A 25,693-nucleotide genomic window follows, 5' to 3' on the forward strand; every position below is an offset into this window, starting at 1 on the left:
CCAACCCTGCCTCATCGATGACGTCCATCTCAGGCACTGCCCGCTTTCACCGGGACAATCACGGGATGTGCGAAAAACTGGGCATGTTCTTGGGTTTATACGAGACCCACGACCATTGTGTCGTGAGTGGTCGTCGCCACGATCGCTCCGGGTGCGGGGGTCAGCGCCGTTGACGCGGTCTCGGAGCTCTCCGGCGCGGCGAAGCCCAGCGGGACGCGTGCCGCCGGGCCGCCGTCCCAGGGGGTGACCTGGACCGTCGCGACCTCCTGGGCCGTCACGAGGGCCCGCTCCAGCGGGAGCCGGGAGACGGCCCAGTCGCGGCTCTGCGCGGGCAGGGCGGGCGGCAAGCCCTCCCGCCCGTCGGGGAACGACCTCCACCCGCCGCTCGCCCGCCCGCCGTCCGCCACCAGCTCCGCGTCCGCCACCAGCCCCGTGTCCGCCACCTGCCCTGTGCCGGTCGCTGTGCCGGTCTCGGGAGGGCCGTCGGCGAGGTATCCCCTGCTGGTGAAGAACGTGTCGTCGGCCGTGGCGTGGTCGCCGTCCGCGACGACCCGTCCGTCCTGGGACAGGATCACCCCGGCGGTCTCGCCCTCCTCCGGCCACGTCACCCACAGGGCCCGCCCGTCCCTGGACGGCGTGACGGCCGGCCCAGACGCGCTCACCCCCGGCAGCCCGTGCCGCCACACTTCGGCCCCGGTACGCGGGTCGAGGCCGAGCACCTGGACCCGGGCCCCGCTGCCGCCCGCCCCCGACGCGCCGGGACCGCAGCGGGCGAGAGTCACCACCACGTCGCCGAGCATGACGGGCCGGACGGCGTCCTCCGGGCCCGTGGCCGCCACGCAGTCCTCCTGCGCGGTCCTGCGCCAGCGCGGGCGCAAGGTGTGCAGGTCCCAGCCGGTGAGCCGCCCGTCCGCCGCCCACGTGACGGCGCTCTCGTCGCCCAGGACGAAGTCGGCCCGCCACATGTCCGAGGACAGCCGGTAGTCCACGTCCCCCCACGGGTCGGCGATGAGGGAGCGCAGCCGGCCGGTGGCCGCGTCCAGCACCGCCAGGCGGTCGGCCCGGTCCGCCGCCTCCTCCCCGGGCCTGAGCGTGACGGTCACCGTACGGCCGTCGGGTGACACCCGCAGGTCCGACGAGCGGGCGCCGGGCCTGCGGTAACGCCACCGCTCGCGGCCGGTCGCGGCGTCCAGCGCGACGACCCCGTCGGTGAGCCGGACGACGAGGCCGCCCGTGGTCACGATCACGCCTTCCCAGGGACGGGCGTCGGGGGAGTTCCACCGCCAGCCCACCCTGCTCACCGTCTGGGGCGTCGGCGCGGCCCGAGCGGCTCCGCGTGCCGTGACGGACTCGTCCCACGTGATGAGGGGTACGGACGGCACGGCGTACACCGCGGCCATCGCCGTCCCCGACGCCGCCACGCCCGCCGCCGCCCGTGCGATCGCCCCGGCCGGTGGGCGGGAGGTCACGTCGGGGGTCATGGTGGCGTACAGGACCAGGCCGATCACCATGATCGCCGCGCCCGAGGAGAAGGCGAAGTCACGGAACTCGGGGTAGCCGGTCCCGATCGCCTCCGACAGCCTGCGCCAGCCCAGGATCACCAGGACGCCCGCCGCCGCCGTGCTCGTCCACGCCAGGCCCCGGACGTCCCCGGCCCGCTGCCGCGCGGCGGACAGCTCGGTCTCCTGCTGCCAGCCGGTGAGCGCGCGGGCCGCCGCGATCCTGCGCGCCACGGCGACGTGCGCGGACGCGAACGCGACGAGCACCAGCGCCATCACCACGGTCATCGTCGTGGCCACGCCCGAGGGCCTGGACTCCACGGCTCCCGATCGCCACAACAGGTAGCCCCACCCGGTCAAACCCGCGCCGCCCAGCGCGAGCCCGCCTCCGAGCCAGCCCCACGTCCCGCCCCGATGAATCATGTGAGCGGAGCATAACCAGCGATGGTGTGAGTTGTCGTCAAATGCCGCAGTCGGCGAGCGGCTGGGCGGGTGGCTAGGTGGTGCGGGGGCGGAAGGCGGCCAGGGGGATGGACAGCCAGGTGGGCCGGTTGCGGGCCTCGTAGACGACCTCGTAGACCGCCTTGGACAGCTCGAACGCCCGCAGCAGCGCCGCGTCCGCCGGCGTGATCACGCCCCCGTTCCTGGTGTACCCGTCGAGGAACGCGGCCCGGTTGCGGTCGGCCCACTCCTGGGCACGGGGCTCCAGCGTCTCGGCCTCGGGCCGGTCGGCCAGCAGGTGGCGGGCCGCGTAGTCGAACGAGCGCATCATCCCCGCCACGTCCCGCAGCGGCGAGTACAGGGCCCGGCGCTCGGCCAGCGGCTGGCCCGGCTCGCCCTCGAAGTCGAGCACCACCCAGTCCGTCGACGTCCGCATGACCTGGCCCAGGTGGTAGTCGCCGTGAACCCGTTGCACGGGCACCTCGTCGGTGAGCAGCTCCACCCGGTAGTAGGCGTTCTCGATGGCGCTCACGTGCTGCCGCAGCTCGGGCACCTCGCCCACGGCCCGGCCCAGCCGCCGCCGGAAACCCTCGGCCATGAGCTTGACCTCGTGGATCGCCACGACGTCGGTGGGGAAGGCGGCGGCCAGCTCGCGGTGCACGCGGGCGGTGGCGCCGCCCAGCCGCAGCGACTCGGCCGCGAAGTCCCCGCCCGCCTCGGCCGCCGTGATCTCGGGCAGCGAGGCGTACAGGTCGCGCACGCTGGCCAGGGCCAGGCCCCAGCCGTCGTTGGCGGGGGTCAGGAACTCCTGAAGGATCGCGAGCGTGGTGTCGGTGCCGTCGAGGTCGGTCTCGATCCACCCGTACGGCTGCGCGATGTGCGGCGCGTCCCTGGCCGCCAGCGCGGTGACGACCTCCAGCTCGGGGTTGACGCCGGGGATGAGCCGGCGGAAGAGCTTGCAGATGTAGGCGTCCCCGTACACCAGCGAGGTGTTGGACTGCTCGGCCCCCAGCACGAGGCTGCGCGGCGAGGTGTCGACGATGACGCCGGGCACGTGGCGCATGCGCAGACCGTTGTGGGTCTCGTCGCGGGCCATGCCCTCCAGGAGCCAGTCCGTGCGGTCGGAGTCGTGCGCGGCGTCGTAGAGGAAGGTGTCGCCGACGGTGCCGATGAGGGCGTGGGTCAGCCGGTCGGGCAGCTCGGTGCGCTCGCCCAGCAGGACCTGGTAGCGGTCGCGCGAGCCCTCCTGCCAGACGGCCACGATCAGGTGTCTCAGTCCGGGCGTCAGCTCGACGTCCGAGTCGATCGACAGGCTGTCGATCGGGCGCCCCTTGCCGCCGAACCATCGCTGGCGGCTGATCCATGCGGCAAGGAGCTCGTCAAGCACGTCCTACTCCTCCTGGGTGACGGCCGGCGGGAGCGTGAACCAATAGAACCCATGCCCAGGAAGCGTCAAAAGATACGGAAGTTCGCCAATTGCCGGGAATGGTACGCCCCCCATCGTCTCCACCGGGGACACGCCGACGAATCTCCGCAGATCCAGCTCGACCGGCTGCGGGAAGCGTGACAGGTTGTTCACGCAGAGCATCCGGTCGTCGCCCAGCTCTCGGACGAACGCCAGCACGCTGGGGTTGGAGGAGTTGAGCTCGGCGTAACCGCCCAGCCCGAAGACCGGGTGGCGCTTGCGGATCTCGATCATGCGCCGGGTCCAGTGCAACAGCGAGCCGGCGTTCTTCTGCTGGGCCTCGACGTTGGTGCCCTGGTAGCCGTAGATCGGGTCCATGATGACCGGCAGGTAGAGCCGCCCGGGGTCGCAGTCGGAGAAGCCGGCGTTGCGGTCGGGGTCCCACTGCATGGGCGTGCGCACGCCGTCGCGGTCGCCGAGCCAGATGTTGTCGCCCATGCCGATCTCGTCGCCGTAGTAGAGCACGGGGGAGCCGGGCAGCGACAGGAGCAGGGCGGTGAACAGCTCGATCTGGTTGCGGTCGTTCTCCAGCAGGGGCGCCAGGCGGCGGCGGATGCCGACATTCGCCCGCATGCGCGGGTCTTTGGCGTACTCGGTGTACATGTAGTCGCGTTCTTCGTCCGTGACCATTTCGAGCGTGAGCTCGTCGTGGTTGCGGAGGAAGATTCCCCACTGGCAGTGCTCAGGGATCTTCGGCGTCTGCGCCAGGATCTCGGAGATGGGGTAGCGCGACTCCCTGCGGACGGCCATGAAGATCCTGGGCATCAGCGGGAAGTGGAAGGCCATGTGGCACTCGTCCCCGCCGCCGACCGGATCGCCGAAGTACGCCACCACGTCCGACGGCCACTGGTTCGCCTCGGCGAGCAGCACCCGGTCCGGGTAGAGCCGGTCCACCTCGGCGCGGACCCGCTTGAGGTATTGGTGGGTCTCCGGCAGGTTCTCGCAGTTGGTGCCCTCTTCCTCGAAGAGGTACGGCACCGCGTCCAGCCGGAACCCGTCGATGCCCAGGTCCAGCCAGAACCGCAGCACCTCCAGCATCGCCTCCTGCACGGCCGGGTTCTCGTAGTTGAGGTCCGGCTGGTGGTGGAAGAAGCGGTGCCAGTAGTACTGGCCGCGTACCGGGTCGTAGGTCCAGTTGGACGTCTCGGTGTCGATGAAGATGATCCGGGCGTCCTGGTACTTCTCATCCGTGGACGACCAGACGTAGAAGTCCCCGTACGGCCCCTCGGGGTCGTGCCTGGACGCCTGGAACCACGGGTGGGCGTCGCTGGTGTGGTTCATGACGAGGTCGGCGACGACCCGCATGCCACGTTTGTGCGCCTCCTCGACCAGCTTCACGAAGTCCCCGAGGTCGCCGAACTCCGGGAGGATCTTCATGAAGTCCGAGATGTCGTAGCCGCCGTCCCGCAGCGGCGAGTTGTACAGCGGCAGCAGCCAGAGGCAGTCGACGCCCAGCCATTGGAGGTAGTCGAGTCTGCTGATGAGACCCTTGATGTCGCCGGTGCCGTCTCCGTTGGAGTCGGCGAAACCTCTGATCAGGACCTCGTAGAAAACCGCCCGCTTGTACCAGTAGGGATCGCGCGGCTTTTCCTCGTCAAAGGTGTTGGGAATGGGTGTGGAGCTCATGAGCCGCTCCGTGGACGGCTCGTGAGGGAGGCGCTTTCACACACGTCGAAGACTCCCCGCTTGAGTTCAGTTTCTACCGTGGCGCGGCTCGTACGGTGAGAATGTGGGCAGGCTGGATGTGGGGGTCGAGGCGTACGTAGTTGCTCTGCCGCCAGCGATACGACTCGCCCGACAGCTCGTCGTCGACCACGAACTCGGCGTTCCAGTCGAGACCGAGGGCGGGCAGGTCCAGATCTACGGTGGCCTCGTGGGTGTGGTGTGGATCCAGGTTGATGACCGCCAGCACGACGTCGCCCAGCCCGTGCCGTCGTGTGGCCGGGTCATAGGCGCCCGGGAGTCGTTTCGAGAAACAGACCAGGTCCGGGTGGTCGACCCTGTGGAACCGTAGATTACGCAATTCTTGCAGTGCCGGATGTGCTCTTCGGAACAAATTCAGATTGGTGATGAAGGGGGCCAGGCTCCATCCTTCGCGTTCGGCCGCGGCCCAATCGCGCGGTTTGTACTGATATTTTTCACTGTCGAGATATTCCTCGCTTCCTGGGCGCACTGGCACGTTTTCGAGGAGTTCGTACCCGGAATAGACGCCCCAGGTGGGTGAGGCCAGCGCCGCCAGCACCGCCCTGATCTTGAACCCGGGCACCCCGCCGTGCTGGAGGTACTCGTGCAGGATGTCCGGCGTGTTCACGAACAGGTTCGGCCGCAGGTAGGACGAGGTCTCGTGGGCCAGCTCGGTGAGATAGCTCTCCACGTCCTGCTTGGAGTTCTTCCAGGTGTAGTACGTGTACGACTGGTGGAAGCCCGTCTTGGCGAGCGTGCGCATCATCGCCGGCCGGGTGAACGCCTCCGCCAGGAAGATCACGTCGGGGTCCGTCTCGTGGATGTCGGCCAGCAGCCGCTCCCAGAACGCCACCGGCTTGGTGTGCGGGTTGTCCACCCGGAAGATGCGCACCCCGTGGGCCATCCAGTGCCGCAGCACCCGCCTGACCTCGGCGTAGATGCCCTCGGGGTCCTTGTCGAAGTTGATCGGGTAGATGTCCTGGTATTTCTTGGGCGGGTTCTCGGCGTACGCGATCGACCCGTCGGCCCTGATCGTGAACCATTCGGGGTGTTCCTGCACCCACGGGTGGTCGGGGGAGCACTGCAGGGCGAAGTCGAGCGCGATCTCCATGCCCAGCTCCCTGGTGCGGCCGACGAACTCGTCGAAGTCGTCGATCGTGCCCAGGTCGGGGTGGATCGCGTCGTGGCCGCCGTCCTCCGAGCCGATCGCCCACGGCGAGCCGGGCTCGTCGGGCTCGGGGCTGAGCGTGTTGTTGCGCCCCTTGCGGTAGGTGGTGCCGATCGGATGGACGGGCGGCAGGTAGACGACGTCGAAGCCCATCTTGGCGATGGCGGGCAGCCGTTTGCCGGCGGTCTGGAAATTTCCGGACTTGGAGATGCCCAGCTCGTTCACCACCGCGCCTTCCGAGCGCGGGAAGAACTCGTACCAGGAGCCGTACAGCGCCCTGCGCCGGTCCACCCGGATCCTGAACGACTTGGACCTGGTCACCAGCTCGCGGAACGGGTGCGCGCCCAGCAGCGCGGCGGTCTCGGGGAGCTGGACGATCGACAGCCGGGCCCGCGGGTCGAGGTCCTCGTCACGCAGTGTGGCCGAGACCGACAGCAGCGCGGCACGGTGGCCGCACGCGCTGTCGCCGTTGCCGCTCTGCTTGCCGTGCCCGTTCCTGGAGGCGTTCGCGGGGCCGTTGCGTACGGGGTGGTCGTCGGGGCAGTCGGCGGGGCGTACGGCCTTGGCCGCCCGCTCGAAGAGCCGGGCGCCCTCCTCGCACATGAGGTCGACGTCCATGCCGCGGGGGATCTTGATCTCGGCGTCGTGCAGCCAGGTGCCGATCGGGTCGCTCCACGCCTCCACCCGGAACTGCCAGTCGCCCTCGGCCGGCAGGCTCACGTCGACACCCCAGCGGTCGGTGCCGGGGGACAGCTCGCGCATCGGTCTCAGGCGCCCGCGCTGCCCGTCGGGCGCGGTGAGCACCACACCCGCGGCCACGGAGTCGTGGCCCTCTCTGAACACGGTCGCCGAGACCTGGAAGGTCTCGCCGGCGACCGCCTTGGCGGGCCATTGCCCGCAGTCGACGACGGGGGAGATGTCCGTGATGGGAATTCGTCCGATCATCGCATTCAAGGGTTTGCGGCGGCACTCCCGGTGCCGCCGGAGGCTTTCCCTGGCAGGAACGATCCTTGCATGTAAATTGTGGACAGCAGCGGATAGACCTCCCGAGAGTGTCTGCGGGAAGGTCCAACAACCTGGAAAGTTGCCCCAATAGTCCATCTTCATGCTTGTTCCCGGAAGGGGTTTGAAGCGGCTTGGAGAGGGTGAAGGACTCAGAGGTCCCTCCTAGCCCGTAGGGTGCAGAAACGTGAGAGCTATCCGCCGGTTTACCGTCCGCACCGTCCTGCCCGCGGAGCTGGCCGCCCTCGGCGAGCTCGTGCACAATCTCCGCTGGTCCTGGCACCCGGAGACGATCGACCTCTTCGCGGAGGTCGACGGCGATCTCTGGGAGCAGGTCGGGCACGACCCCGTGGCCCTGCTGGGCGCCGTCACCCCCGCGCGGCTGAGCGAGCTGGCGGCCGACCGCCGGTTCCTGCGCCGCCTCGCCGACGCCGCTGATGACCTGCGCGAATACATGACCTCCCCGCGCTGGTACCAGACGCTGCCCGACGGCGCGCGGGCCATCGCCTACTTCTCGCCCGAATACGGCATCGCCGCTGCGCTGCCGCAGTACTCCGGCGGCCTCGGCATCCTGGCCGGCGACCACCTCAAGGCCGCCAGCGACCTGGGCGTGCCCATCCTCGCGGTGGGGCTGCTCTACCGGCACGGCTACTTCACTCAGTCGCTTTCGCCAGAGGGCTGGCAGCTCGAGCACTATCCCTCGCTCGACGCGGGCGGGCTGCCGCTGAGCCTGCTCAAGGACGCCGAGGGCGTCCCGGTCAAGATCCGCCTGTCCCTCCCCGACGACCGCGTGCTGCACGCCCAGGTCTGGGTGGCCCAGGTCGGGCGGGTGCCGCTGCTGCTGCTCGACTCCGACGTGGCCGACAACGACCTCGCGGCCCGCGACGTCACCGACCGGCTCTACGGCGGCGGCACCGACCACCGGCTCATGCAGGAGCTGCTGCTCGGCGTGGGCGGCGTACGCGCGATCCGGGCCTACTGCAAGATCACCGGGCACGCCGACCCCGAGGTCTTCCACACCAACGAGGGCCACGCGGGGTTCCTCGGCCTCGAACGCATCCGCGAGCTGACCGAGGCGCGGCTGTCGTTCGACGAGGCGTTGGAGGCGGTGCGGGCGGGCACGGTGTTCACCACGCACACCCCCGTCCCCGCGGGCATCGACCGCTTCCCCGTCGACATGATCGAGCGGCACTTCGGCGGGGCGGGCGCGTGGCCGACCGTGCCCGTGGAGCGCATCCTCGCCCTGGGCGCGGAGGCCGACCCCGGCCGCTTCAACATGGCCGTCATGGGCATGCGCCTGGCCCAGCGCGTCAACGGCGTGTCCGAGCTGCACGGACAGGTCAGCCGCGAGATGTTCAAGGATCTCTGGCCAGGCTTCGACGTCGACGACGTCCCCATCGGGTCGATCACCAACGGCGTGCACGCGCCCACCTGGGTGGGCAGGGAGCTGATGGAGCTGGCCGGGCGCGAGGTGCCCTCGCTGCTGGAACGGGCGCGCGGCTGGGAGTCCATCCAGAAGATCTCCGACGCCGACATCTGGAAGATCCGCGGCGAGCTGCGCCGGCGGCTGGTCGAGGGGGCCAGGGTGCGGCTGCGCCGGTCGTGGCGCGCGCGCGGGGCCTCAGACGCAGAGCTGGGCTGGATCGACGACGCGCTCGACCCCGACGTGCTGACGATCGGGTTCGCCCGCCGGGTGCCGTCGTACAAGCGGCTCACGCTCATGCTGCGCGACCCCAGGCGGCTGACCGAGCTGCTGCTCGACCCCGACAAGCCCGTGCAGATCGTGATCGCGGGCAAGGCGCACCCCGCCGACGAGGGCGGCAAGAAGCTGATCCAGCAGATCGTCAAGTTCGCCGACCTGGCGAAGGTCCGCCACCGGATCGTGTTCCTGCCCGACTACGACATGGCGCTCGGCCGGCTCATGGTCCAGGGCTGCGACGTCTGGCTGAACAACCCGCTGCGCCCGCTGGAGGCCTCCGGCACGTCGGGGATGAAGTCCGCGCTCAACGGCGGGCTCAACCTGTCCATCCGCGACGGCTGGTGGGACGAGTGGTACGACGGCACCAACGGCTGGGCCATCCCCACCGCCGACGGCGTCGCCGACACCGACCGGCGCGACGTGCTGGAGGCCGCCGCCCTCTACGACCTGATCGAGCACGAGGTGTCCGACCGCTTCTACGACCGCGGCCCCGACGGCCTGCCGCGGCGCTGGATGGAGATGGTCAAGCACACGCTCACCTCGCTCGGCCCGAAGGTGCTGGCCGGGCGCATGCTGCGCGACTACGTGATCGACCTGTACAACCCGGCCGCCGCCGCCGCCCGCGCGCTGTCGGCCGACTCCCACGCCCCGGCCAAGGCGTTCGCCGCCTGGCGGGTGCGGGTGACCAGGGCCTGGCCCGGGGTGCGGGTCGAGCACGCCGAGGCGTCCGGCGTGGACGACACCCCCGAGGTCGGCTCGACCGTGGAGCTGCACGCCACGATCGCGCTCGGCGACCTCGAACCGGGCGACGTGCTGGTGCAGGCCGCCTACGGCAAGGTCGGGCCGCACGACGAGCTGGTGCACCCGGCGTACACGACGCTGTCGGCGGGGTCGGTGGACGACGACGGGCGGGCCCACTACACGGGCGTGGTGCCGCTCGACCGTACGGGGGCGTTCGGCTACACCGTTCGCGTCGTGCCGTACCACCCGCTGCTGGCCACCCCGGCGGAGCTGGGGCTGATCACCGTGCCCGAGGAGCCCGCGGGTATGACGAACGGAACATTGCGCTAAACAAGCGGCATAATCAGGGGGTGGACGACAGCCTGAACGGCCTGCGGGCCGACACTCTGGTGGCCACGGTTCGCGGTGTGCTGCCCTCGCTGACGCCTGCCGCCCAGACCGTCGCCCGCCTCATCCTGGAAGACCCCGCGACGGTGGCCAGGAGCACGATCACGGAGCTTTCGGCCGCCTCCGGCACCAGCGAGGCCACGATCGTACGCACGGCGCGGCTGCTCGGCTTCGCCGGTTACCCGCAGCTCAGGCTGGCCTTAGCCGCAGCCGCCGCGCAGCCCGACCGGCTGGTGCCCGGCGACCTCGCCCCCGACGACCCCCTGTCGGAGGTCATCCAGAAGGTGGCCAGGGCCGAGTCCGAGGCGATCAACGACACCGTGGCCCAGCTCACCTCCGAGCGGCTCGGGCTGGTGGTCGACGCCATCGTCGGGGCCAGGCGCGTCGACGCCTACGGTGTGAGCGCCTCGGGCCTGGTGGCGGAGGACGTCGCACAGAAGCTGCTGCGCATCGGGCTGTCGAGCCACGCCTTCCAGGACGCCCACCTGGCGTTGACCAGCGCGGTGCTGCTGAGGCGGGGCGACGTCGCCATCGGCATCAGCACCTCGGGCGAGACGCCCGACGTGATCGAGCCGCTGAGCCGGGCCAAAGAGGCCGGCGCCACCACGGTGGCGATCACCAACAACCCCCGTTCCACGATCGCGGAGCTGGCCGAACACGTGCTGATCTCGGCCGGGCGCGAGACGGAGTTCCGTCCCGGCGCCCTGGCCAGCCGCATCAGCCAGCTCCTCGTGGTCGACTGCCTGTTCGTCGGCGTCGCCCAGCGCACGTTCGACTCCTCTCAGGAGGCGCTCGCGAGCACCAGGCGGGCCGTCAAGGAGTTCACCCGGAGAACGTCACCTGCACGTCGTCAGCCTTGACGAACATCACGCGGTGCCCGAACTGGATCTCCAGGTACTTCGTCCTGCCCCGGACGACCTGGTGGTCCTCCAGGTTGAAGGTGACCGCGCGGTAGTACTCCGTGGCCGCGGGTCCCGCGAGCGTGTACTTCTCGCCCGCCGAGAACGTGTACTGCAGCGGCGTCACCGCCTGGTACGGGACCCCGGCCGGGTACGCCTCCTGCTCCGGGTACGCCCTGCCGTACACCGGGACCGTGGCCTTGCCCGCCTTCGGCGTGACCACGAGCCCCATCGACGGCACCGCGGTCGGGGCGTCGGCCGGGTTGTGGAACCACGCCTTCTGTCCCAGGTACCAGATGGCCGTCCAGTCGCCCTGCCGCTCGGCCACGGCGAAGCGCTGGCCGGTGCTCGCGCGGGCGCTGTGGTCGTACACGCTGTAGAGCGACTCGCCCGTCGGGTGCTTGCCGATGTCCTTGACCAGCGGCGCGTCCTGCCGCGGCTCGGTACGCAGCCAGACCGTGCCGGCGGGCAGCGGCGGGCAGGCGGCCTCGGGGTTCTTGCGGTCGCAGCCGTAGAAGTAGGGCTTGTTGGTGGCGAAGTCCGGCTTGATCATGACGGACCCGGAGCGCGGCCCCCCGAACGGGTGCAGCGGCGCCCCCATGAGCTGGAAGTAGTGCGCCCAGTCCCAGAACGGCCCCGGGTCCTCGTGCATGCCGCGCACGGTCGTCGGCAGGGTGCCCGGCACGTTGTCGTGGCCCAGGATGTGGGCGCGGTCGAGCGGCACACCGTGCTTGAGCGCCAGGTAGCGGACCAGGCGGGCGGAGGAGCGGTACATCGCCTCGGTGTACCAGGCGCCGCCCTCGGCCAGGAACCCTTCGTGCTCGATGCCGACCGACTTGGCGTTGATGTACCAGTTGCCGGCCTGCCAGGCGACGTCCTTGGTCTTGATGTGCTGGGCGATGTGGCCGTCGGCGGAGCGGACGGAGTAGTGCCAGCTCGCGCCGTAGTTGGGGTCCTGGTTGAGCCGGATGGAGGGCAGGAAGTAGCCCTCCATGTCGTGGATGATGATGTAGTCGACCTTCTGGCTCTTCGGCCGGTCGGCCAGGTCGTAGTGACCGTAGTCGTCGTCAGGGAGCTGCTGGTAGGCGGCCGGGATCCACTCGCACGAGATCGAGGCGGGGCACTCCACGCCGTCGGGCCGGGTCTGCCGCAGGCCGAGCCGCTCCAGCCACTTCTCGATCTTCTCCAGGCCGGGCACGGCGGGCAGGGTGACCCGCTGCCCGTCGTCGGTCGTGCGCGCGGCGCCCTCCTCGATGAGCGAGAAGACCTCGTCGGCGAAGAACCTGGCCGCTCCCGACTCCTCGGCGCCCGAGTATCTGGCGACCGCGCCGTACCACTGGCCGGGGTCGTCGGAGAGGGGCGCACCGAGCGCCTTCTGGTAGTCGGCCAGCAGCGCGGCGCCGCCGCGGATGTTGGCGGCGTCGTCCGTACGCAGCCGCTCGTGGCTCTCGCCGGTCAGCGCGGCGGCCCGCTCCATGGTGCGCAGCGAGGCCGGGATCTCGGCGGGGGCCGGTTGTTCGGCGGGCGGGGCCAGGGGGCGGCTGTCGTCGCCGCGGGCGTCCTCCTCGCCCTCCCCGTGGTGGTTGGAGGTGGTGAAGGCGGCGGCGTCGGTCAGGTGCATGGGCCCGAAACCGGCGTCGCTGGAGGGCAGGCCCGCGTGGGCCTCCCAGCGCGACTCCAGGTAGGAGACGCCCAGCAGCACGCTCTCGGGAACCTGGAACTCCTCGGCCGCGGCGGCGAACGCCTGCTGCCGGTCGGCGGGCTGCTGGGCCTGAGCGGCGCTCACATTGCTTAACGGCAGCAGGGCGACGAGCGAGATCGCCAATAGTCTGCGCATGAACCACTCCTCGGGGCTGGGGGGCGCATCGTGCAGTTCAGCGTCTCAACATCTTCCTTCGCGGGCGAGATCTTTACGAAGATAATTTTCGGCCGTTGACACTCCGTCAGGCCGGGCGGTCGCCCGGAGCCGGGATCTGCCCCGCCGTGGACCGCGTACCGGCGGCTCTTGGGCTCGGCTTGACGTCCGGGCGGCTCGCCTCTGTGTCGCTCGCTTCTGGGCCGCTCGCTCTGTGCGGCTACGGCACCAGGACGACCTTGCCCGTCGTCCGCCGTGACTCCAGCGCGGCGTGCGCGGCGGCGGCCTCGGACAGCGGGAACGCCTGCACGGCCGGCACCAGCGTGCCCTCGGCCGCCGCCGCCAGCGCCCTGGCCTCGTACGCGGGGCGTTGCTCCGGCCGGCCGATCAGGAGCAGCAAGGCGTTGGTCACGGTCAGGCCGCGCTCCTCGACCAGGCGGGGATCGGGCGCGAAGTCCTGCTTCGAGGCGTTGCCGATGGTGACGTACCGGCCGCCGTCGGCCAGCAGCCCCACCGCCGCGCGTGCCTTGTCGCCGCCCACCCCGTCGAGCACGGCCGTCACCTTCCTGCCGCCGAGCCGGTCGGCGACCGCCTCCGCCCAGGAGGGCTCGTCGTAGTCCACGGCGAGGTCGGCGCCCAGCTCGCGCACGGCCGCCACCTTGGCGGGGCCGCCCGCCGCGCCGATCACCCTGGCGCCCAGGCGGCGGGCGTACTGGACGACCAGCCGGCCGATCCCGCCCGCCGCCGAGGTCACCAGGACGACGTCAGCGGCCGACAGCGCGGCCACGTCGAGGAACTCCAGCGCGGTGCGCCCGGTGACGATCATCGCCACGGCCGCCTCGTGGCTCAGCCCGTCGGGCAGCCGGTGCACGGCCGCCACGTCGGCCACGGCCAGCTCCGCGTACCCGCCCGGCTGACCGCCAGAGGTCACCACGTCCAGGCCGATCCAGCCGGGGTCCACGCCGGGGCCGGTGGCGTCCACGCGGCCGGCCACCTCGCCGCCGAAGATCGTCGGCAGCTCGGGCAGCGGCGGCATGTAGCCGCTGGACAGGCCGGCCCGCAGCGCCGTCTCGATCAGGTGCACCCCGGCCGCCTTGACGGCGATCCGCACCTGGCCGGGGCCGGGCTCGGGATCGGGGACGCTCTCGTGGACGAGGTTCTCCGCAGGGCCGAAGGAGTGCAGGACCACAGCGCGCATGACAGGTCTCCCGGATTGGACGACGTCGGTTTCGTTCCTCCGAGCCTGCATCCTCAAGTTTGCTTGAGGTCAACCGGCGGCCCTGGCGAGGTCGGGGACGGCCAGGGGTTCCAGCGGCGAGACCCCCATCAGGAGGGTGGCCGGGTGAACAGGTGCCGCCAGCGTTCCGCGGCCTGGAGCATGTCCTCGTTGGTGTGCTGGAGGAAGCGGGCCACGGTCTCCATGCGCAGGCCGACGGGCGTGGCGGGCCCGAAGATCCGGGCGCCGTCGAGGGCGGTCTCGGCCAGCATCGCGTTGCGCTGCGCGCTGGCCAGGAACGACCGGTACCAGATCCACTCGTCCACGACGTACCGGTCGCGCCGCCGCCGGGTGTCGCGCTCGCGCCTGACCAGCTCCTGCTCCTCCAGGTAGGAGATCGCGGTGGAGATCGAGGCGGGGCTGACCTGCAGGCGTTCGGACAGCTCCTTGGCGGTGAGTGTGCCGGTGTCGGTGGTGGACAGGCACGTGAGGACCCTGGCCATCATGCGCGGCAACCCCGTCTGGACCAGGGTCTGCGTGATCCGCTCCTCGAACGCCCGCACCGCCCCTGGATCGCGCCCGTGGCCCGCCGTGGGCGCCCGGCGGGCCTGCGGCGTGGGCGTCCTGCGGCGGCGGGCCCGTTGCCTGGCCGCCTGCTGGGCGCGGTCGGCCCGGTAGTCCTGCTGGCCGCCGTTGCGCAGGACCTCCCGGCTGACCGTGGAGGTCGGCCGGCCGAGACGCCGGGCGATCTCGGCATAGCCGAGTCCTTCCGACAGGCCCTCCGCTATCTGCCGGCGGTCCTGCTGGGTGAGCCGGTCTCCCATGCGCGTTCGCCTCCCGTCGTCCGATCGTGCCTGGCCAGTATTGCGTTCGCGGCCAGCTCGTTGCAACAGGTGGCAGGGAGAGGGGTTGCATTCAGTGCTAGGATCGTTGCAATCTTCACCGACTATGACCTGTGGGTACTCGGAGATACGACTCTAGATGGATTGACGAGATATTAAACGCAACGTAGCTTTTGGAGCTGTCTGAACACGTACTATCGCGAATCAGGAGCCCTGAGAATGAACAAGACCCTTCGGACCGCACTGTGCCTGCTCCTCGCAGGGACGCTCGTGCCCGCCGCCGCCACCAGCGCCGCCGCCACCGAGCGGCCCGAGCTGCAGCAGGTGCTCGACCGGGCCGTCGCCGGCGGCGGCGTGCCGGGCATCCTCGCCGAGGTGCGCGACGGGCGTACCCGCTGGTTCGGTACGGCCGGCGTCGCCGACACCGGGACCGGCCGCGAACGCACCTCGCGCGACCGGTTCAGGATCGGCAGCCTCAGCAAGGCGTTCACCTCGACCGTGGTGCTGCAACTCGACGCCGAGGGCAGGCTGGACCTCGACGACACCGTGGAAAGCCGGCTCCCGGGCATGGTGCGCGGCGGCGACAGGATCACCGTGCGGCAGTTGCTCAACCAGACCAGCGGGATCTTCAACTACAGCCTCGACGAGAAGCTGGTGTCCACGTACGTCGGCCCCGGCTTCCTGGAGCACCGCTTCGACCGCGTTCGCCGCGAGGACCTGGTGGAGATCGCCATGGCCCACCCGCCGGTCTTCGAGCCGGGTGAGGGCTGGGGCTACTCCAACACCAACTTCGTGCTCGCTGGGATGATCATCGAGAAGGTCACCGGCCACACCTACGCCCAGGAGGTGGCTCGGCGTATCGCCCGCCCCCTTGGCCTGACCGGGACGTACGTGCCCGGCGACGACGAGACCCGGCTACGCGGCCCGCACAGCCGCCACTACTCCAAGCTCATGCTCCCCGACCCCGACGCCGAGGTCCACGACGTCACCGAGATGAACGTCTCCGGCGCCTGGGCCGCGGGCGGCGTGGTCTCCACGGCCGGCGACCTGCACCGGTTCATGGGCGCGCTGCTCGGGGGCAGGCTGCTCCCGCCCGCGCAGCAGCGGGAACTGCTCACCGGCGTCTCCACCGAGGGCGGGGGCTGGCTCCCCGACACCACCTACGGCCTGGGCATCTTCTGGCAGAAGCTGGCCTGCGGGGTGACCGTCTGGGGCGGCGGCGGCGCGATCAACGGCTCGTGGACGTACGCGATGGGCAGCCGCGACGGCCGGCACCTGCTGGTCAGCAACGTCAACGGCGACTGGGACAACCCCCTCGCCACCTTCAACGCGGCGCTGGCGGCTGAGTTCTGCCCCGCGCGGTGACCGAAGCGGCGCTCGCTCGCCCGCGGTGGCTCGCCGTCAGGGGACGAGCCTCAGCGAGGGGCGCTGGTCGGGCAGGCCGATCAGCTCGCGTACGCGGGCGATCGGCCACGCCAGCTCCCCGGCCAGGGTGGCGGCGCTCAGCCCGCTCTCCCGGGTGGCCAGGTCGAAGGCGTGGGCCAGCAGCACCGGTTGTTCGCCGGGGTAGCCGGAGACGGGCTCGTTGGTGAAGCCCGGCTGGTCGCGCAGGGCGTTGAGGCGCTGGTAGGCGCGACCGGCGGCCGAGTCGGACAGCAGCCCCGTCTCCCGACACCGGTAGAGCAGCGAGTCGACCGACACCCCCCACGTCTGCCGCAGCTCCGCCAGCCGGCGCAGGTCGGCGCGGAGGGGGAGCTGGGGCAGGATGCTGTCGCGGGGCGTGAGGAACTCGGCGGCGAAGGCGTCGGCCTCGCGCTCCTGCTGGGTGTCGCCCGCGGCGGTGTCGCCGTGGAGGACGAGGTGGCCCAGCTCGTGGGCGGCGGTGAAGCGGTGGCGGTAGATGTCGTCGAACCGGTTGGGCGTCAGCACCACGATCGGCCGGGGCAGGCTGGAGGTGGAGAAGGCGTCGACGGTCACCGCGTCGGGGTCGTGGCGGGGGAAGGCGACGACGATGCCGTGTGACTCCATGCGGCGCACCAGGTGGCTGAGCGGGCCGGTGCCCAGCCCCCAGTGGGCGCGCAGGGCGCGGGCCGCGCCCGCCGGGTCGCGGGGCAGGTCGGAGTGCATCTCGCCGCCCGCGAACCCGGGGAGGTCGACGGGCGGGAGCTGGACGCGTTTCTCCAGGGCGTAGGTCAGCTCCCACACCTGTTCGACGAAGGCCACGGCCTTGGCGCGCTGGTAGGCGCGGGTGGAGCGCAGGCTGCGGAAATGGGCCATGGACCCGTCGAGCTTGCCGTGCGGGCGGCCCGGCAGGAAGAACGCCATCGGCACCGACAGCACCTCGGCCAGATGGGGGACCAGGTCGGGGCGCGGGCGGGTGACCCCGGACTCGTACTGGCCGACCGCCGCGGGGGAGACGCCGAGGTGCTCGGCGACCTCCTTCTTGGTGAGGGCGGCCAGGTGGCGGGCCTGGGTGAGGCGGGTGGCGTCGAAGGCGTCGGCCACCGCCTGCGGCGTCAGCCCACCCGGTCGGGGGCCACGCGGGGGCCGGTCGCCCGTGCCGGAGTCACGCACCGCGGGCGGTTCCCCGCCGGAGCGGGGTGGGCTCGGCGCTCGGCGGGGTGCGGCGGGCGGCGCCGGTGCGCGGGTTGAGCTCGGGCGCGGGCAGCACGCCCTGGTCGAACGCCGCCGCGCTGTCGCCCCGGGCGGGCGCCCCGGCCTCCTGGGTCAGCGGGATCTGCTCGCAGTGGTGCCAGCGCAGGCTGCCGAGCCGGTCGAGCAGCTCGGCCTCGCCCCACCAGGCGTCGAGCAGCCCGGCGTGGGCGTTGCACGCGTACGCGATCAGCACCAGCCGCGTGTCCTCCGGCAGCTCGCCCAGCGCCTCGGCCACCGGCACGGCGTGCGGCGCGACGTCGTGCAGCGCGAGCTGCCGCATCCGCGGCTCGGGGCCGAACCGGTTGAACAGCGCCTGCACCAGCGCCGACGGCCGCCCGTCGCCGATGCGGGCGCTCATCACGCTCACCGACCGGTCCTTGGCGTAGCGGAACGGGAACAGCAGCTTGCCGTCGAGCACCACCAGCTCGTGCTGGGAGCCGCCGGGCTTGACGACGCGGACGTCGCCCATGTCCTCGAACGCCTCGGCCAGCGCCTCGAACTTGCGGGACATGAGCGTGAACCCGAACGGGTGCAGATGGTCGGTCTGGGCCACCTTCTGCGCGTCGAGGGCGTTTTCCAGCGCCACCGACAGAGCCTCCGCGACGCCCGCTCTGATGAGTGGCACCCGCTGCCCGAACGTGTCGTGAGCCCACTGCGACACCCGCATGCCCGACCTCCCGGCGCTTTACTTTCCAACATCATAGACCCGCCACGGCTTCATGTTGCCGCCACGCCACTCCCGTAACCTGCGACGTGACCGCCATCGCTCCCGACCCGGAAGGATCGCCGACGTGACCGCCATCGCCTTCATCGGCCTCGGCATCATGGGCAGCCCCATGGCCGTGCACCTGGTCAGGGCCGGGCACACCGTGGCCGGCTACAACCGCACGCAGGAAAAGGCCAGGCCGCTGGCGGCGGCCGGAGGCCGGGTGGCGGAGTCGATCGCCGACGCCGCGACGGGCGCCGAGGTCGTCGCGCTCATGCTGCCCGACTCGCCCGACGTGCGTGAGGTGCTGGCGGGGGAGGACGGCGTGTTCGCCCACGCCGCGCCCGGCACGCTGATCATCGACTTCTCCTCCATCCGCCCGGACGTCACGCGCGAGCTGGCGGCGGAGGCGGCCCGCCGGGGCCTGCGCCACCTCGACGCCCCCGTCTCGGGCGGTGAGCCGGGCGCCAGGAACGCGACCCTGTCCATCATGGTGGGCGGCGAGGCCGACGCCTTCGAGACGGCCCGGCCGATCCTCGACGCGGTCGGCAGGACCGTCGTGCACGTCGGGCCGAGCGGCGCGGGCCAGACCGTCAAGGCCGCCAACCAACTCGTCGTCGCGGTGAACATCGGGGCGCTGGCCGAGGCGGTGGTGTTCCTGCGGGCGTACGGGGTGGATCTGGAGGCGGCGCTCCAGGTGCTCGGCGGCGGCCTGGCGGGCTCGGCGGTGCTGGCCCAGAAGGGCGCCAACATGGTCGAGCGCTCCTTCCCGCCCGGCTTCCGCATCGACCTGCACCACAAGGACCTGAGCATCGTCACCTCGGCGGCCCGCGAGGCCGGGGTCGTGCTGCCGCTCGGCGCGCTGGTGGCCCAGCTCGTGGCCTCGGCGAACGCGGTCGGCGACGGCGCGCTCGACCACTCGGCGCTGCTACGCGTCGTCGAGCGCCTCTCGGGCGACGCCTGAACCGTCGGGTGTCCCTCGGGCGTCACCTGAAACCGTCGAAACACCTCTCGGGCACCGCCTAAACCCAAGGGAGCCCCAATTCCGTCACTCCAAGCGACAGGCGGCCGCGTCCACGATTACTCATAGTAATCAGCGCTGCTAGTCGTGGGCCATGTTCTCATTGCGATCATGGCCTTCGCGTGCGGCGACCGCCGTAACCGTGGCCGTTCTGGCCCTGGCTCCGGCGGCCGGCGCGAACGCCGCCTCTCCCACCGAACTCCCACCCGCCCTCCTGCCCCCGGCCGCGTTCGTGCAGCTCGGGCAGCTCGACGTCGCCACACCCCGGTCGATGGCCGGCTACAGCCGCGCCCGCTTCCCGCACTGGTCGCAGCAGGGCGACGGCTGCGACACCCGCGAGGTCGTGCTCGCCCGCGACGGCGCGGACGTCAAGCAGGACGAGAACTGCCGCGCCATTTCCGGCACCTGGCACAGCGAGTACGACGGCAGGGACTTCACCAGCGCCTCCGCACTCGACATCGACCACATGGTGCCGCTGGCCCAGGCCTGGCGCTCGGGCGCGAACACCTGGACCGACGCCCGCCGCAGGCAGTTCGCCAACGACCTCGACGGACCGCAGCTCATCGCGGTCTCGGCCGCCTCGAACAGGTCGAAGGGCGACCAGTCACCCGACCAGTGGCGTCCGCCGCTGCGCAGCTACTGGTGCACCTACAGCCGGGCCTGGATCGACATCAAGTCGCGCTACGAGCTCAGCGTCACAGAGCCCGAGCGGGAAGCGCTCGCGGAGATGCTGACGACCTGCTACACACCTGAGGGTACGTGACCGTGCACGGAACGTACTGAAGTCAGGACACCCTCGAGACCGAAAGCCGGCAGCCATGAAAACCGAATGCTATGAAAGCAACGTCGTCGCCGGTCCCGGTGGGGTGATGACGGTGGAGGTCGGCGTCATCACCGGCGAGGTGACCGTGCGGACGGAGGTGGCGGGCGACCGGGTGACGGTCCGCATCCAGTACCTGGACGCCGACGAGTGGTACGAGGTCGAGGGCAGCCCTCTGGAGCGGGTCCCCGATCCCGGGCCGCGCCTCCACCAGGAGATCGTGCGGGCCGTACGGCAGGGCATGCCGGGCGGCCTGATCGGCTTCCAGACGGTCACCTGACCCCCGGGCGGCCCCGGAGACACCGGGGCCGCCCTCGTTTCGCCGCTCCGCTGCGTGCCCCGTCTCGGGGTAGGGGGAGGTCGTGACGCACATCATCGATCGCGAGACCGTCCAGGACCTGCTCGCCACCCGGCAGGCGCAGCTCGTCGAGGTGCTGCCGGAGCGGGAGTACACCTGGGCGCACCTGCCGCAGGCCGTCAACGTGCCGCTGAGCCGCCTCGACCGGGCGGCCACGACCACGCTGGACGCCGGGCGGCCGATCATCGTCTACTGCCACGACTGGCTGTGCGACCTCAGCCCGCGCGCCGCCCACCGCCTGGACCGGCTGGGCTTCGGCGAGGTGTACGACTACGCGGTGGGCAAGATGGACTGGCTGTCGGCCGACCTGCCGTACGACGGCCACGCCGCCCTGGTGTCCAAGAGCGTACGGCGCGACCCGGTGACCGCCGTGCTGGACGACCCGCTGGGCGCGCTCACCGAGCGCATCGTGGCCGACCCCGCCGGGCTCGCCGTCGTGGTGGACGAGGACGACGTCGTCCAGGGCGTCATCGGCTCGCGCGAGCTGAAGGGCGCCGACCTCGACGACACCGCCGAGCACGCCATGCGACTCGGGGCCACCACCGTACGCCCGAGCGAGGAGGTCGAGCCGCTGGTCCAGCGCATGGACCGGGCCAAGGTGGACCACGTCGTGGTCACCCAGCCGGAGGGCAGGCTGGTGGGGCTGTTCTGCCTCGGCGACGCGCGCCCCCCGGAGAGCGACTCCGACCAGGGCTGACGCACGTCGGCAGCACGTGTCCCGGCCTCGCGAGCGCCCACCTGGAAGGGCGCCCACCTGGAAGGCGCCCACGTGGACGGCGCCGACGTCAGGCGCGCCGGTCGAGGTGGAACGTCTGCCGCCCCCGCGAGCCCGGCCGGGCGTCCAGCGACTTGTCGTCCAGGATCCGCACCGCGTCCTCGGCCACGAAGACGCGCACATCCTCCCTCTCGACCACCTGGTCATTGGCCTGCGGCGTACGGGCCAGCGCGACCTCCAGCGTTCCCGCCTCGTCGGCCTTCGGGGAGATGCGCAGGCCCGCCTCGGCAGGTACGTCCTCCCCGACCATGAGGTCACGGATGGCGGCGACCGCGTTGTCGGTCAATGTCAGCACGACCTGCCCCCTAACCCACTGCCCCCGGAACCGGGTCCTCGGCAAGCTCCGACTCCCCCGCGGCCCGGGGCCCAAACACATGCGCGCACGGGTCGCGGGTAGCACGGGAGACATGGGAAAGACCGACGGGGCCGTACTGGACGTCCTGCTCGACCGGTACGGCCGTACGTACGCGAGGGAGGCGGGCATCAGGCTCGCCGACCGGCCGAAGCCGCTGTACCAGCTCCTCGTCCTGGCCAAGCTGCTCAGCGCGCGCATCTCGGCGGAGATCGCGGTCGCGGCGGCCAGGGAGCTGTTCGCCGCCGGGTACGGCACACCCAGGGCCATGCGGGAGGCGAGCTGGCAGGACCGGGTGAACGCACTGATCCGCGGCCACTACCGCCGCTACGACGAGCGCACCTCCACGATGCTCGGCGAGGGCGCCGAGCTGATCCTCGACCGCTGGCAGGGCGACCTGCGCCGGCTGCGCGACGAGGCCGAGGGCGACGGGCGGCGGATCGCCGCGCTGCTGATGAAGTTCCCCGGCATCGGGCCGACCGGGGCCGACATCTTCCTGCGCGAGGTCCAGGCCGTCTGGCCGCAGGTCGCGCCGTACTTCGACCAGCGGGTGCTGGACGGCGCGGGCCGGCTGGGTCTGCCCCGCCAGGCCGGTCGGCTGGCGAAGCTGGCCCACTCCGGGGACGAGCTGGCCCGCCTGTCGGCCGCACTCATCCGGGTCTCGCACAGCGAGGAGTCCGTGGACGAGGTCAGGTCCGCCGCGACCCGCTGATCGCGGCGCGGGGCCGGGGGAGAGCCGGGCGGACTGTTAGGTTCGGGCACATGGGTGAGTTTGTGAGCGTCGAGGTGGCCGACCAGATCGCCACGATCCGTCTTGACCGTCCGAAGATGAACGCCATCAGCGGGCAGGTCCAGCGGGAGATCGCGGAAGCGGCCGCCATCGTGGACGGCGATCCGCAGGTCCAGGCGGTGATCCTGTACGGAGGGGAGCGCGTGTTCGCCGCCGGGGCGGACATCAAGGAGATGGCCGAGATGTCGTACGCCGACATGGCCGTCCACTCGCGCCTGCTGCAGGGCTGTCTGACCGCGGTGGCCAGGATCGGCAAGCCGGTCATCGCCGCCATCACCGGCTACGCCCTGGGCGGCGGCTGCGAGCTGGCGCTCAGCGCCGACTTCCGGGTCGCGGGCGAGTCGGCCAAGCTCGGCCAGCCGGAGGTGCTGCTCGGCCTCATCCCCGGCGCGGGCGGCACCCAGCGCCTGCCGCGCCTTATCGGCCCGGCCCGCGCCAAAGACCTGATCTTCACCGGCCGCCACGTCCCGGCCGCCGAGGCTCTCGCGATCGGCCTGGTGGACCGGGTGGTGCCCGACGAGCAGGTGTACACCGCCGCCCTCGAATGGGCCGCCACCTTCGTCGGCGGCGCGACGGTCGCGCTGCGGGCCGCCAAGCAGGCCGTGGACCAGGGTCTGGAGACCGATCTCGACAGGGGTCTGGAGATCGAGCGCCTGGCGTTCTCCGGCCTGTTCGCCACCGACGACGCCCGGGTGGGCATGCGGGCGTTCGCCGAGAGGTCCAAGCCCAAGTTCACCGGTCACTAGCCCCGACGCCCACGTCAGGGCACGCGTCGCGGAATCCCCGTCGTGGGCGGGGATCCCGCGATCGCGACGCGAGGTCAAACACATTCGGTAGGGCCGTCCTTACCGAGATGGGTTTGCCACTATGGTGACGTTTCATGATGCGCGTCCTGGTCCCTGCCCGGCTCAGAAAGGCCGTGCGCACGTGGTTCGACTCTCGCTACATCTCGATCAGAGATCACCGCCAGGACATCAGGGACGCGCTCTGGGAGGTCCAGACCCTGAGACGGGAGATGGCGACCCTCCAGAGCGAGGTGGAACGCCTGCGCAAGGCCCGTCCCCCGGCGGCCGCCCCCCGGCCTGACGGGGCGGAGAAGGCGAAGCTCGACGACACCCACCGGCTCGCCCAGGAGACGGCCAAGGCCCTGGACGGCGTGCTGCAGAACGAGATCCTCGTCTGGCAGGCCATCGACGAGCTGCGCGCCGACCGCCGGGGCAGTTCCGAGGAGCAGCCGTGCGCGTGACCTGGACCGGCGGCGGCGACCTGAGCTTCCGCCTGGACCCGGAAGACGAGATCACCGGCAGGGCCTCCGACGAGCACCCGATCAGGCTGGCCATCAACTCCTGCTCGATCGGCGGGGTCCCGGACGACGCCCACCCCGACCTGTACGCCGTGGCCGCCTGGACGATCGTGGCGCCGTGGACCAGGAGGCGGATCACGTTCGACCGGGCGGTCTCGGCGGAGCTGGCGCGGGCCCTGCACGACGGCTGGGGCGTGGAGGCGGGCCCGCTGGGCGCCGAGCCCCGCCGCCCAGGGGCCGGGCTCGCGATCTCCTACAGCGGCGGCGCCGACTCGGTCGCGGCGGCCACGATCTACCCTGACGCCCCCTTCGTGCACTTCCGCCGGGTCGCGCACCCGCGCGTACCGAACCGCTGGCCCCACTACCGCTCCGACGTGCTGGCCAAGCTGGCCGCGAGCACCGGCCGCGAGCTGACCACGGTCACCTCCGACCTGGAGTACACGCTCGCCGAGCCCCGCCCCGGCTACCCCGAGCACCACGCGGTGGCCGCGGGCGCGCTGCTCCTGGCCGACCGGCTCGACCTGGGCGGCCTGGGCTTCGGTTACGAGCTGGGCTCCCGCTGGCTGGGCGGCGGCCGGTACCTGTGGCGCTTCACCCCCGACAACCCCATGTGGGCCCCGCACGGCAGGTGGGGCCGCCTGTTCGCGGCGGCAGGGGTGCACATCGTGCTGCCCGTCGGCGGGGTGAGCGAGGCCGTCACCATGCGGCTCGCCCTCGGCTCCGACCTCAGGGACCAGGTCCGCTGGTGCCTGCGCGGCACCGGCGGTCCGTGCCGTACCTGCGCCAAGTGCCTGTACAAGGAGCTGATCCAGGCCGCCGTGGAGCGCCGCCCCCTCGACACGCCGCTGACTGCCGACCGTCCCGCCGCCCGCAAGTACCTCAAGAAGCCGCCGTTCGGCGGCCAGGAGATGATCCAGTACGGGCTGGCCCGCGTCCCCGGGATCGAGAACACGCTGTTCGCCCCGGCGCTCGACCACTTCGACGTCTCGGAGGAGGCGACGGGCTGGCTGGAGCACTGCTACCCGCCCGCCCTCGGCGAGATCCCCGAGCGGTGGCGCGCGCAGGCGGCGGCGTTCGTCGAGGCCGACGTCGGGTTGATGTCCGACTCCGAGGTGCGCCGCGTGGAATCGTGGGGCATCTGATGGACGGTCGGGTGAGGAACGGAGCGGCGGCGTGAAGGTCTATCTGTCGGTGGACATGGAGGGCGTGACGGGTCTGACGGACCCCGAGGAGATGCACGCCGGCAAGCGCGGCTACGAGCGCGGGTGCGAGCTGATGACCGCCGACGCGAACGCCGCCATCGAGGGCGCCTTCGCGTCCGGGGCGACGAGCGTGCTGGTCAACGACGCCCACGGGTCCACCAAGAACCTCAGGATCGACCTGCTCGACCCCCGGGCCAGCCTGATCAGGGGTCCGGGCAAGGCGCAGCGCATGGCGCAGGGGCTGGACGCGACCTTCCAGGCGGCCTGCTTCGTCGGCTACCACGCCCGCGCCGGCGTGCCGCACGGCGTGCTCAACCACACCTGGATGGGCAAGGAGATCCAGAACGTCTACCTCAACGGCGAGCTGTGCGGGGAGACCCGGCTGGTCGCGGCGTGCGCCGGGTTCCACGGGGTGCCCGTGGTCCTGGTGACCGGGGACGAGGCCGTCGGCGAGGAGGCTCGCGAGCTGCTCGGGGACGTCGAGACGGTGGCGGTGAAGAAGGGCATCGACAAGTTCTCGGCCGAGCTGCTGCCGCCGGTCGTCGCCCAGGCCCGCATCCGTGAGGCCACGCGGCGGGCGCTGGACCGGTTGACAGACTTCACGCCGTACTCGGTGGAGGCGCCGTACACGTTGGGGGTGGAGTGGAACTCGACCGCCATCGCCGCCGCCGTGTCGCTGATCCCGGGCGTGACGGCGGTGGGCCCGCGTCAGACCGAGTTCACGACCGGAGACTTCACCCAGATCATGGCCCTGTTCGGCATCTTCGCCACCATCGGCGGGCAGATCGCCTGTGGCAGCGGCCCCTATGGGTGA

22 protein-coding genes are annotated in these 25,693 nt (G+C 71.4%); 12 read left to right on the forward strand and 10 right to left on the reverse strand.

Going from position 1 to position 25,693, the window contains the following annotated elements; translation table 11 throughout:
* Nucleotides 1-95: 95 nt before the first annotated feature.
* The 4 genes from ABD844_RS24330 to ABD844_RS24345 form a co-directional block, all read right to left on the reverse strand.
* Nucleotides 96-1,922, reverse strand: coding sequence for a PQQ-binding-like beta-propeller repeat protein (locus ABD844_RS24330; RefSeq protein ID WP_344882195.1), 1,827 nt, complete (start codon nt 1,920-1,922; stop codon nt 96-98).
* Between the two features lie 73 nt (nt 1,923-1,995).
* Nucleotides 1,996-3,327 (reverse strand): maltokinase N-terminal cap-like domain-containing protein, encoded by a 1,332-nt coding sequence (locus tag ABD844_RS24335; protein ID WP_344882198.1) that lies wholly within the window; start codon nt 3,325-3,327, stop codon nt 1,996-1,998.
* A gap of 3 nt (nt 3,328-3,330) precedes the next feature.
* A complete protein-coding gene (treS, locus tag ABD844_RS24340; RefSeq protein ID WP_344882201.1) occupies nt 3,331-5,031 on the reverse strand; it encodes a maltose alpha-D-glucosyltransferase in 1,701 nt (566 codons plus the stop codon).
* A gap of 73 nt (nt 5,032-5,104) precedes the next feature.
* Entirely contained in the window at nt 5,105-7,201 is a 2,097-nt protein-coding gene (locus tag ABD844_RS24345; RefSeq protein ID WP_344882204.1) for an alpha-1,4-glucan--maltose-1-phosphate maltosyltransferase, read from the reverse strand.
* Nucleotides 7,202-7,445: 244 nt separating this feature from the next.
* Between ABD844_RS24345 and glgP the strand changes: the two genes are divergently transcribed.
* Nucleotides 7,446-10,028 carry an alpha-glucan family phosphorylase gene (gene glgP / locus ABD844_RS24350; RefSeq protein WP_344882207.1) on the forward strand — a complete coding sequence of 861 codons (2,583 nt, stop codon included), beginning with the start codon at nt 7,446-7,448 and terminating at the stop codon, nt 10,026-10,028.
* A 20-nt stretch (nt 10,029-10,048) separates the two neighbouring features.
* Complete coding sequence (locus ABD844_RS24355; protein WP_344882210.1) at nt 10,049-10,945, forward strand: MurR/RpiR family transcriptional regulator; 897 nt, start codon at nt 10,049-10,051, stop codon at nt 10,943-10,945.
* Here the strand turns inward: ABD844_RS24355 and ABD844_RS24360 are convergent.
* From ABD844_RS24360 to ABD844_RS24370, 3 genes are all read right to left on the reverse strand, one after another.
* Complete coding sequence (locus tag ABD844_RS24360; protein WP_344882213.1) at nt 10,908-12,821, reverse strand: N-acetylmuramoyl-L-alanine amidase; 1,914 nt, start codon at nt 12,819-12,821, stop codon at nt 10,908-10,910. The two genes, ABD844_RS24355 and ABD844_RS24360, sit on opposite strands and share 38 nt — an antisense overlap.
* Before the next feature lie 238 nt (nt 12,822-13,059).
* Complete coding sequence (locus ABD844_RS24365) at nt 13,060-14,037, reverse strand: zinc-binding dehydrogenase (protein WP_344882216.1); 978 nt, start codon at nt 14,035-14,037, stop codon at nt 13,060-13,062.
* Between the two features lie 128 nt (nt 14,038-14,165).
* On the reverse strand, nt 14,166-14,879 hold the full coding sequence (locus tag ABD844_RS24370) for a helix-turn-helix domain-containing protein (protein WP_344882218.1): 714 nt from the start codon (nt 14,877-14,879) through the stop codon (nt 14,166-14,168).
* 237 nt (nt 14,880-15,116) lie between these two features.
* On the opposite strand from ABD844_RS24370, the gene ABD844_RS24375 reads away from it, so the two are divergent.
* Nucleotides 15,117-16,262: a serine hydrolase domain-containing protein gene (locus tag ABD844_RS24375; protein ID WP_344882221.1), complete on the forward strand. Its 1,146-nt coding sequence runs from the start codon at nt 15,117-15,119 to the stop codon at nt 16,260-16,262.
* A 36-nt stretch (nt 16,263-16,298) separates the two neighbouring features.
* Here ABD844_RS24375 and ABD844_RS24380 read toward each other — a convergent pair whose 3' ends face one another.
* Together ABD844_RS24380 and ABD844_RS24385 are read right to left on the reverse strand one after the other, a co-directional pair.
* A complete protein-coding gene (locus ABD844_RS24380; protein WP_344882224.1) occupies nt 16,299-17,471 on the reverse strand; it encodes a helix-turn-helix domain-containing protein in 1,173 nt (390 codons plus the stop codon).
* Nucleotides 17,464-18,219, reverse strand: coding sequence for a hypothetical protein (locus tag ABD844_RS24385; RefSeq protein ID WP_344882226.1), 756 nt, complete (start codon nt 18,217-18,219; stop codon nt 17,464-17,466). The genes ABD844_RS24380 and ABD844_RS24385 overlap by 8 nt, the downstream gene beginning before the upstream one ends.
* A 115-nt stretch (nt 18,220-18,334) precedes the next feature.
* Here ABD844_RS24385 and ABD844_RS24390 point away from each other — a divergent pair, with 115 nt between their 5' ends.
* From ABD844_RS24390 to ABD844_RS24405, 4 genes are all read left to right on the forward strand, one after another.
* The gene (locus tag ABD844_RS24390) at nt 18,335-19,222 is read left to right on the forward strand and encodes a 2-hydroxy-3-oxopropionate reductase (protein ID WP_425568643.1); all 888 of its coding nucleotides are present in this window, start codon (nt 18,335-18,337) and stop codon (nt 19,220-19,222) included.
* Between the two features lie 199 nt (nt 19,223-19,421).
* Entirely contained in the window at nt 19,422-20,042 is a 621-nt protein-coding gene (locus tag ABD844_RS24395) for an HNH endonuclease family protein (protein ID WP_344882231.1), read from the forward strand.
* 106 nt (nt 20,043-20,148) lie between these two features.
* Nucleotides 20,149-20,379: a hypothetical protein gene (locus tag ABD844_RS24400; RefSeq protein WP_344882233.1), complete on the forward strand. Its 231-nt coding sequence runs from the start codon at nt 20,149-20,151 to the stop codon at nt 20,377-20,379.
* An 82-nt stretch (nt 20,380-20,461) separates the two neighbouring features.
* On the forward strand, nt 20,462-21,154 hold the full coding sequence (locus ABD844_RS24405; protein ID WP_344882236.1) for a rhodanese-like domain-containing protein: 693 nt from the start codon (nt 20,462-20,464) through the stop codon (nt 21,152-21,154).
* 88 nt (nt 21,155-21,242) lie between these two features.
* Here the strand turns inward: ABD844_RS24405 and ABD844_RS24410 are convergent, their stop codons facing one another.
* Nucleotides 21,243-21,527, reverse strand: coding sequence for a Fe-S cluster assembly protein HesB (locus ABD844_RS24410; protein ID WP_344882239.1), 285 nt, complete (start codon nt 21,525-21,527; stop codon nt 21,243-21,245).
* A gap of 112 nt (nt 21,528-21,639) precedes the next feature.
* On the opposite strand from ABD844_RS24410, the gene ABD844_RS24415 reads away from it, so the two are divergent.
* The 5 genes from ABD844_RS24415 to ABD844_RS24435 all read left to right on the forward strand — a co-directional run bounded on the left by ABD844_RS24415 (nt 21,640) and on the right by ABD844_RS24435 (nt 25,693).
* Complete coding sequence (locus tag ABD844_RS24415; protein WP_344882242.1) at nt 21,640-22,296, forward strand: endonuclease; 657 nt, start codon at nt 21,640-21,642, stop codon at nt 22,294-22,296.
* 50 nt (nt 22,297-22,346) lie between these two features.
* Nucleotides 22,347-23,120, forward strand: coding sequence for an enoyl-CoA hydratase/isomerase family protein (locus ABD844_RS24420; RefSeq protein ID WP_344882245.1), 774 nt, complete (start codon nt 22,347-22,349; stop codon nt 23,118-23,120).
* 134 nt (nt 23,121-23,254) lie between these two features.
* On the forward strand, nt 23,255-23,620 hold the full coding sequence (locus ABD844_RS24425; RefSeq protein ID WP_344882248.1) for a hypothetical protein: 366 nt from the start codon (nt 23,255-23,257) through the stop codon (nt 23,618-23,620).
* On the forward strand, nt 23,611-24,819 hold the full coding sequence (locus ABD844_RS24430) for a DUF6395 domain-containing protein (RefSeq protein ID WP_344882251.1): 1,209 nt from the start codon (nt 23,611-23,613) through the stop codon (nt 24,817-24,819). Before ABD844_RS24425 ends, ABD844_RS24430 begins: the two co-directional genes overlap by 10 nt.
* Nucleotides 24,820-24,850: 31 nt before the next feature.
* The gene (locus tag ABD844_RS24435) at nt 24,851-25,693 is read left to right on the forward strand and encodes a M55 family metallopeptidase (protein ID WP_344882254.1); all 843 of its coding nucleotides are present in this window, start codon (nt 24,851-24,853) and stop codon (nt 25,691-25,693) included.

The sequence above is a fragment of the Nonomuraea antimicrobica genome (assembly GCF_039536965.1).
GTDB lineage: Bacteria > Actinomycetota > Actinomycetes > Streptosporangiales > Streptosporangiaceae > Nonomuraea > Nonomuraea antimicrobica.

What these genes read in the sequence shown, in the direction of transcription:
- ABD844_RS24330 (WP_344882195.1), bottom strand. Translation starts at nt 1,922, where the DNA reads ATGATTCATCGGGGCGGGACGTGGGGCTGGCTCGGAGGCGGGCTCGCG.
- treS (WP_344882201.1), bottom strand. Translation starts at nt 5,031, where the DNA reads ATGAGCTCCACACCCATTCCCAACACCTTTGACGAGGAAAAGCCGCGC.
- ABD844_RS24345 (WP_344882204.1), bottom strand. Translation starts at nt 7,201, where the DNA reads ATGATCGGACGAATTCCCATCACGGACATCTCCCCCGTCGTCGACTGC.
- ABD844_RS24360 (WP_344882213.1), bottom strand. Translation starts at nt 12,821, where the DNA reads ATGCGCAGACTATTGGCGATCTCGCTCGTCGCCCTGCTGCCGTTAAGC.
- ABD844_RS24365 (WP_344882216.1), bottom strand. Translation starts at nt 14,037, where the DNA reads ATGCGCGCTGTGGTCCTGCACTCCTTCGGCCCTGCGGAGAACCTCGTC.
- ABD844_RS24370 (WP_344882218.1), bottom strand. Translation starts at nt 14,879, where the DNA reads ATGGGAGACCGGCTCACCCAGCAGGACCGCCGGCAGATAGCGGAGGGC.
- ABD844_RS24375 (WP_344882221.1), top strand. Translation starts at nt 15,117, where the DNA reads ATGAACAAGACCCTTCGGACCGCACTGTGCCTGCTCCTCGCAGGGACG.
- ABD844_RS24385 (WP_344882226.1), bottom strand. Translation starts at nt 18,219, where the DNA reads ATGCGGGTGTCGCAGTGGGCTCACGACACGTTCGGGCAGCGGGTGCCA.
- ABD844_RS24400 (WP_344882233.1), top strand. Translation starts at nt 20,149, where the DNA reads ATGACGGTGGAGGTCGGCGTCATCACCGGCGAGGTGACCGTGCGGACG.
- ABD844_RS24415 (WP_344882242.1), top strand. Translation starts at nt 21,640, where the DNA reads ATGGGAAAGACCGACGGGGCCGTACTGGACGTCCTGCTCGACCGGTAC.
- ABD844_RS24420 (WP_344882245.1), top strand. Translation starts at nt 22,347, where the DNA reads ATGGGTGAGTTTGTGAGCGTCGAGGTGGCCGACCAGATCGCCACGATC.
- ABD844_RS24425 (WP_344882248.1), top strand. Translation starts at nt 23,255, where the DNA reads ATGATGCGCGTCCTGGTCCCTGCCCGGCTCAGAAAGGCCGTGCGCACG.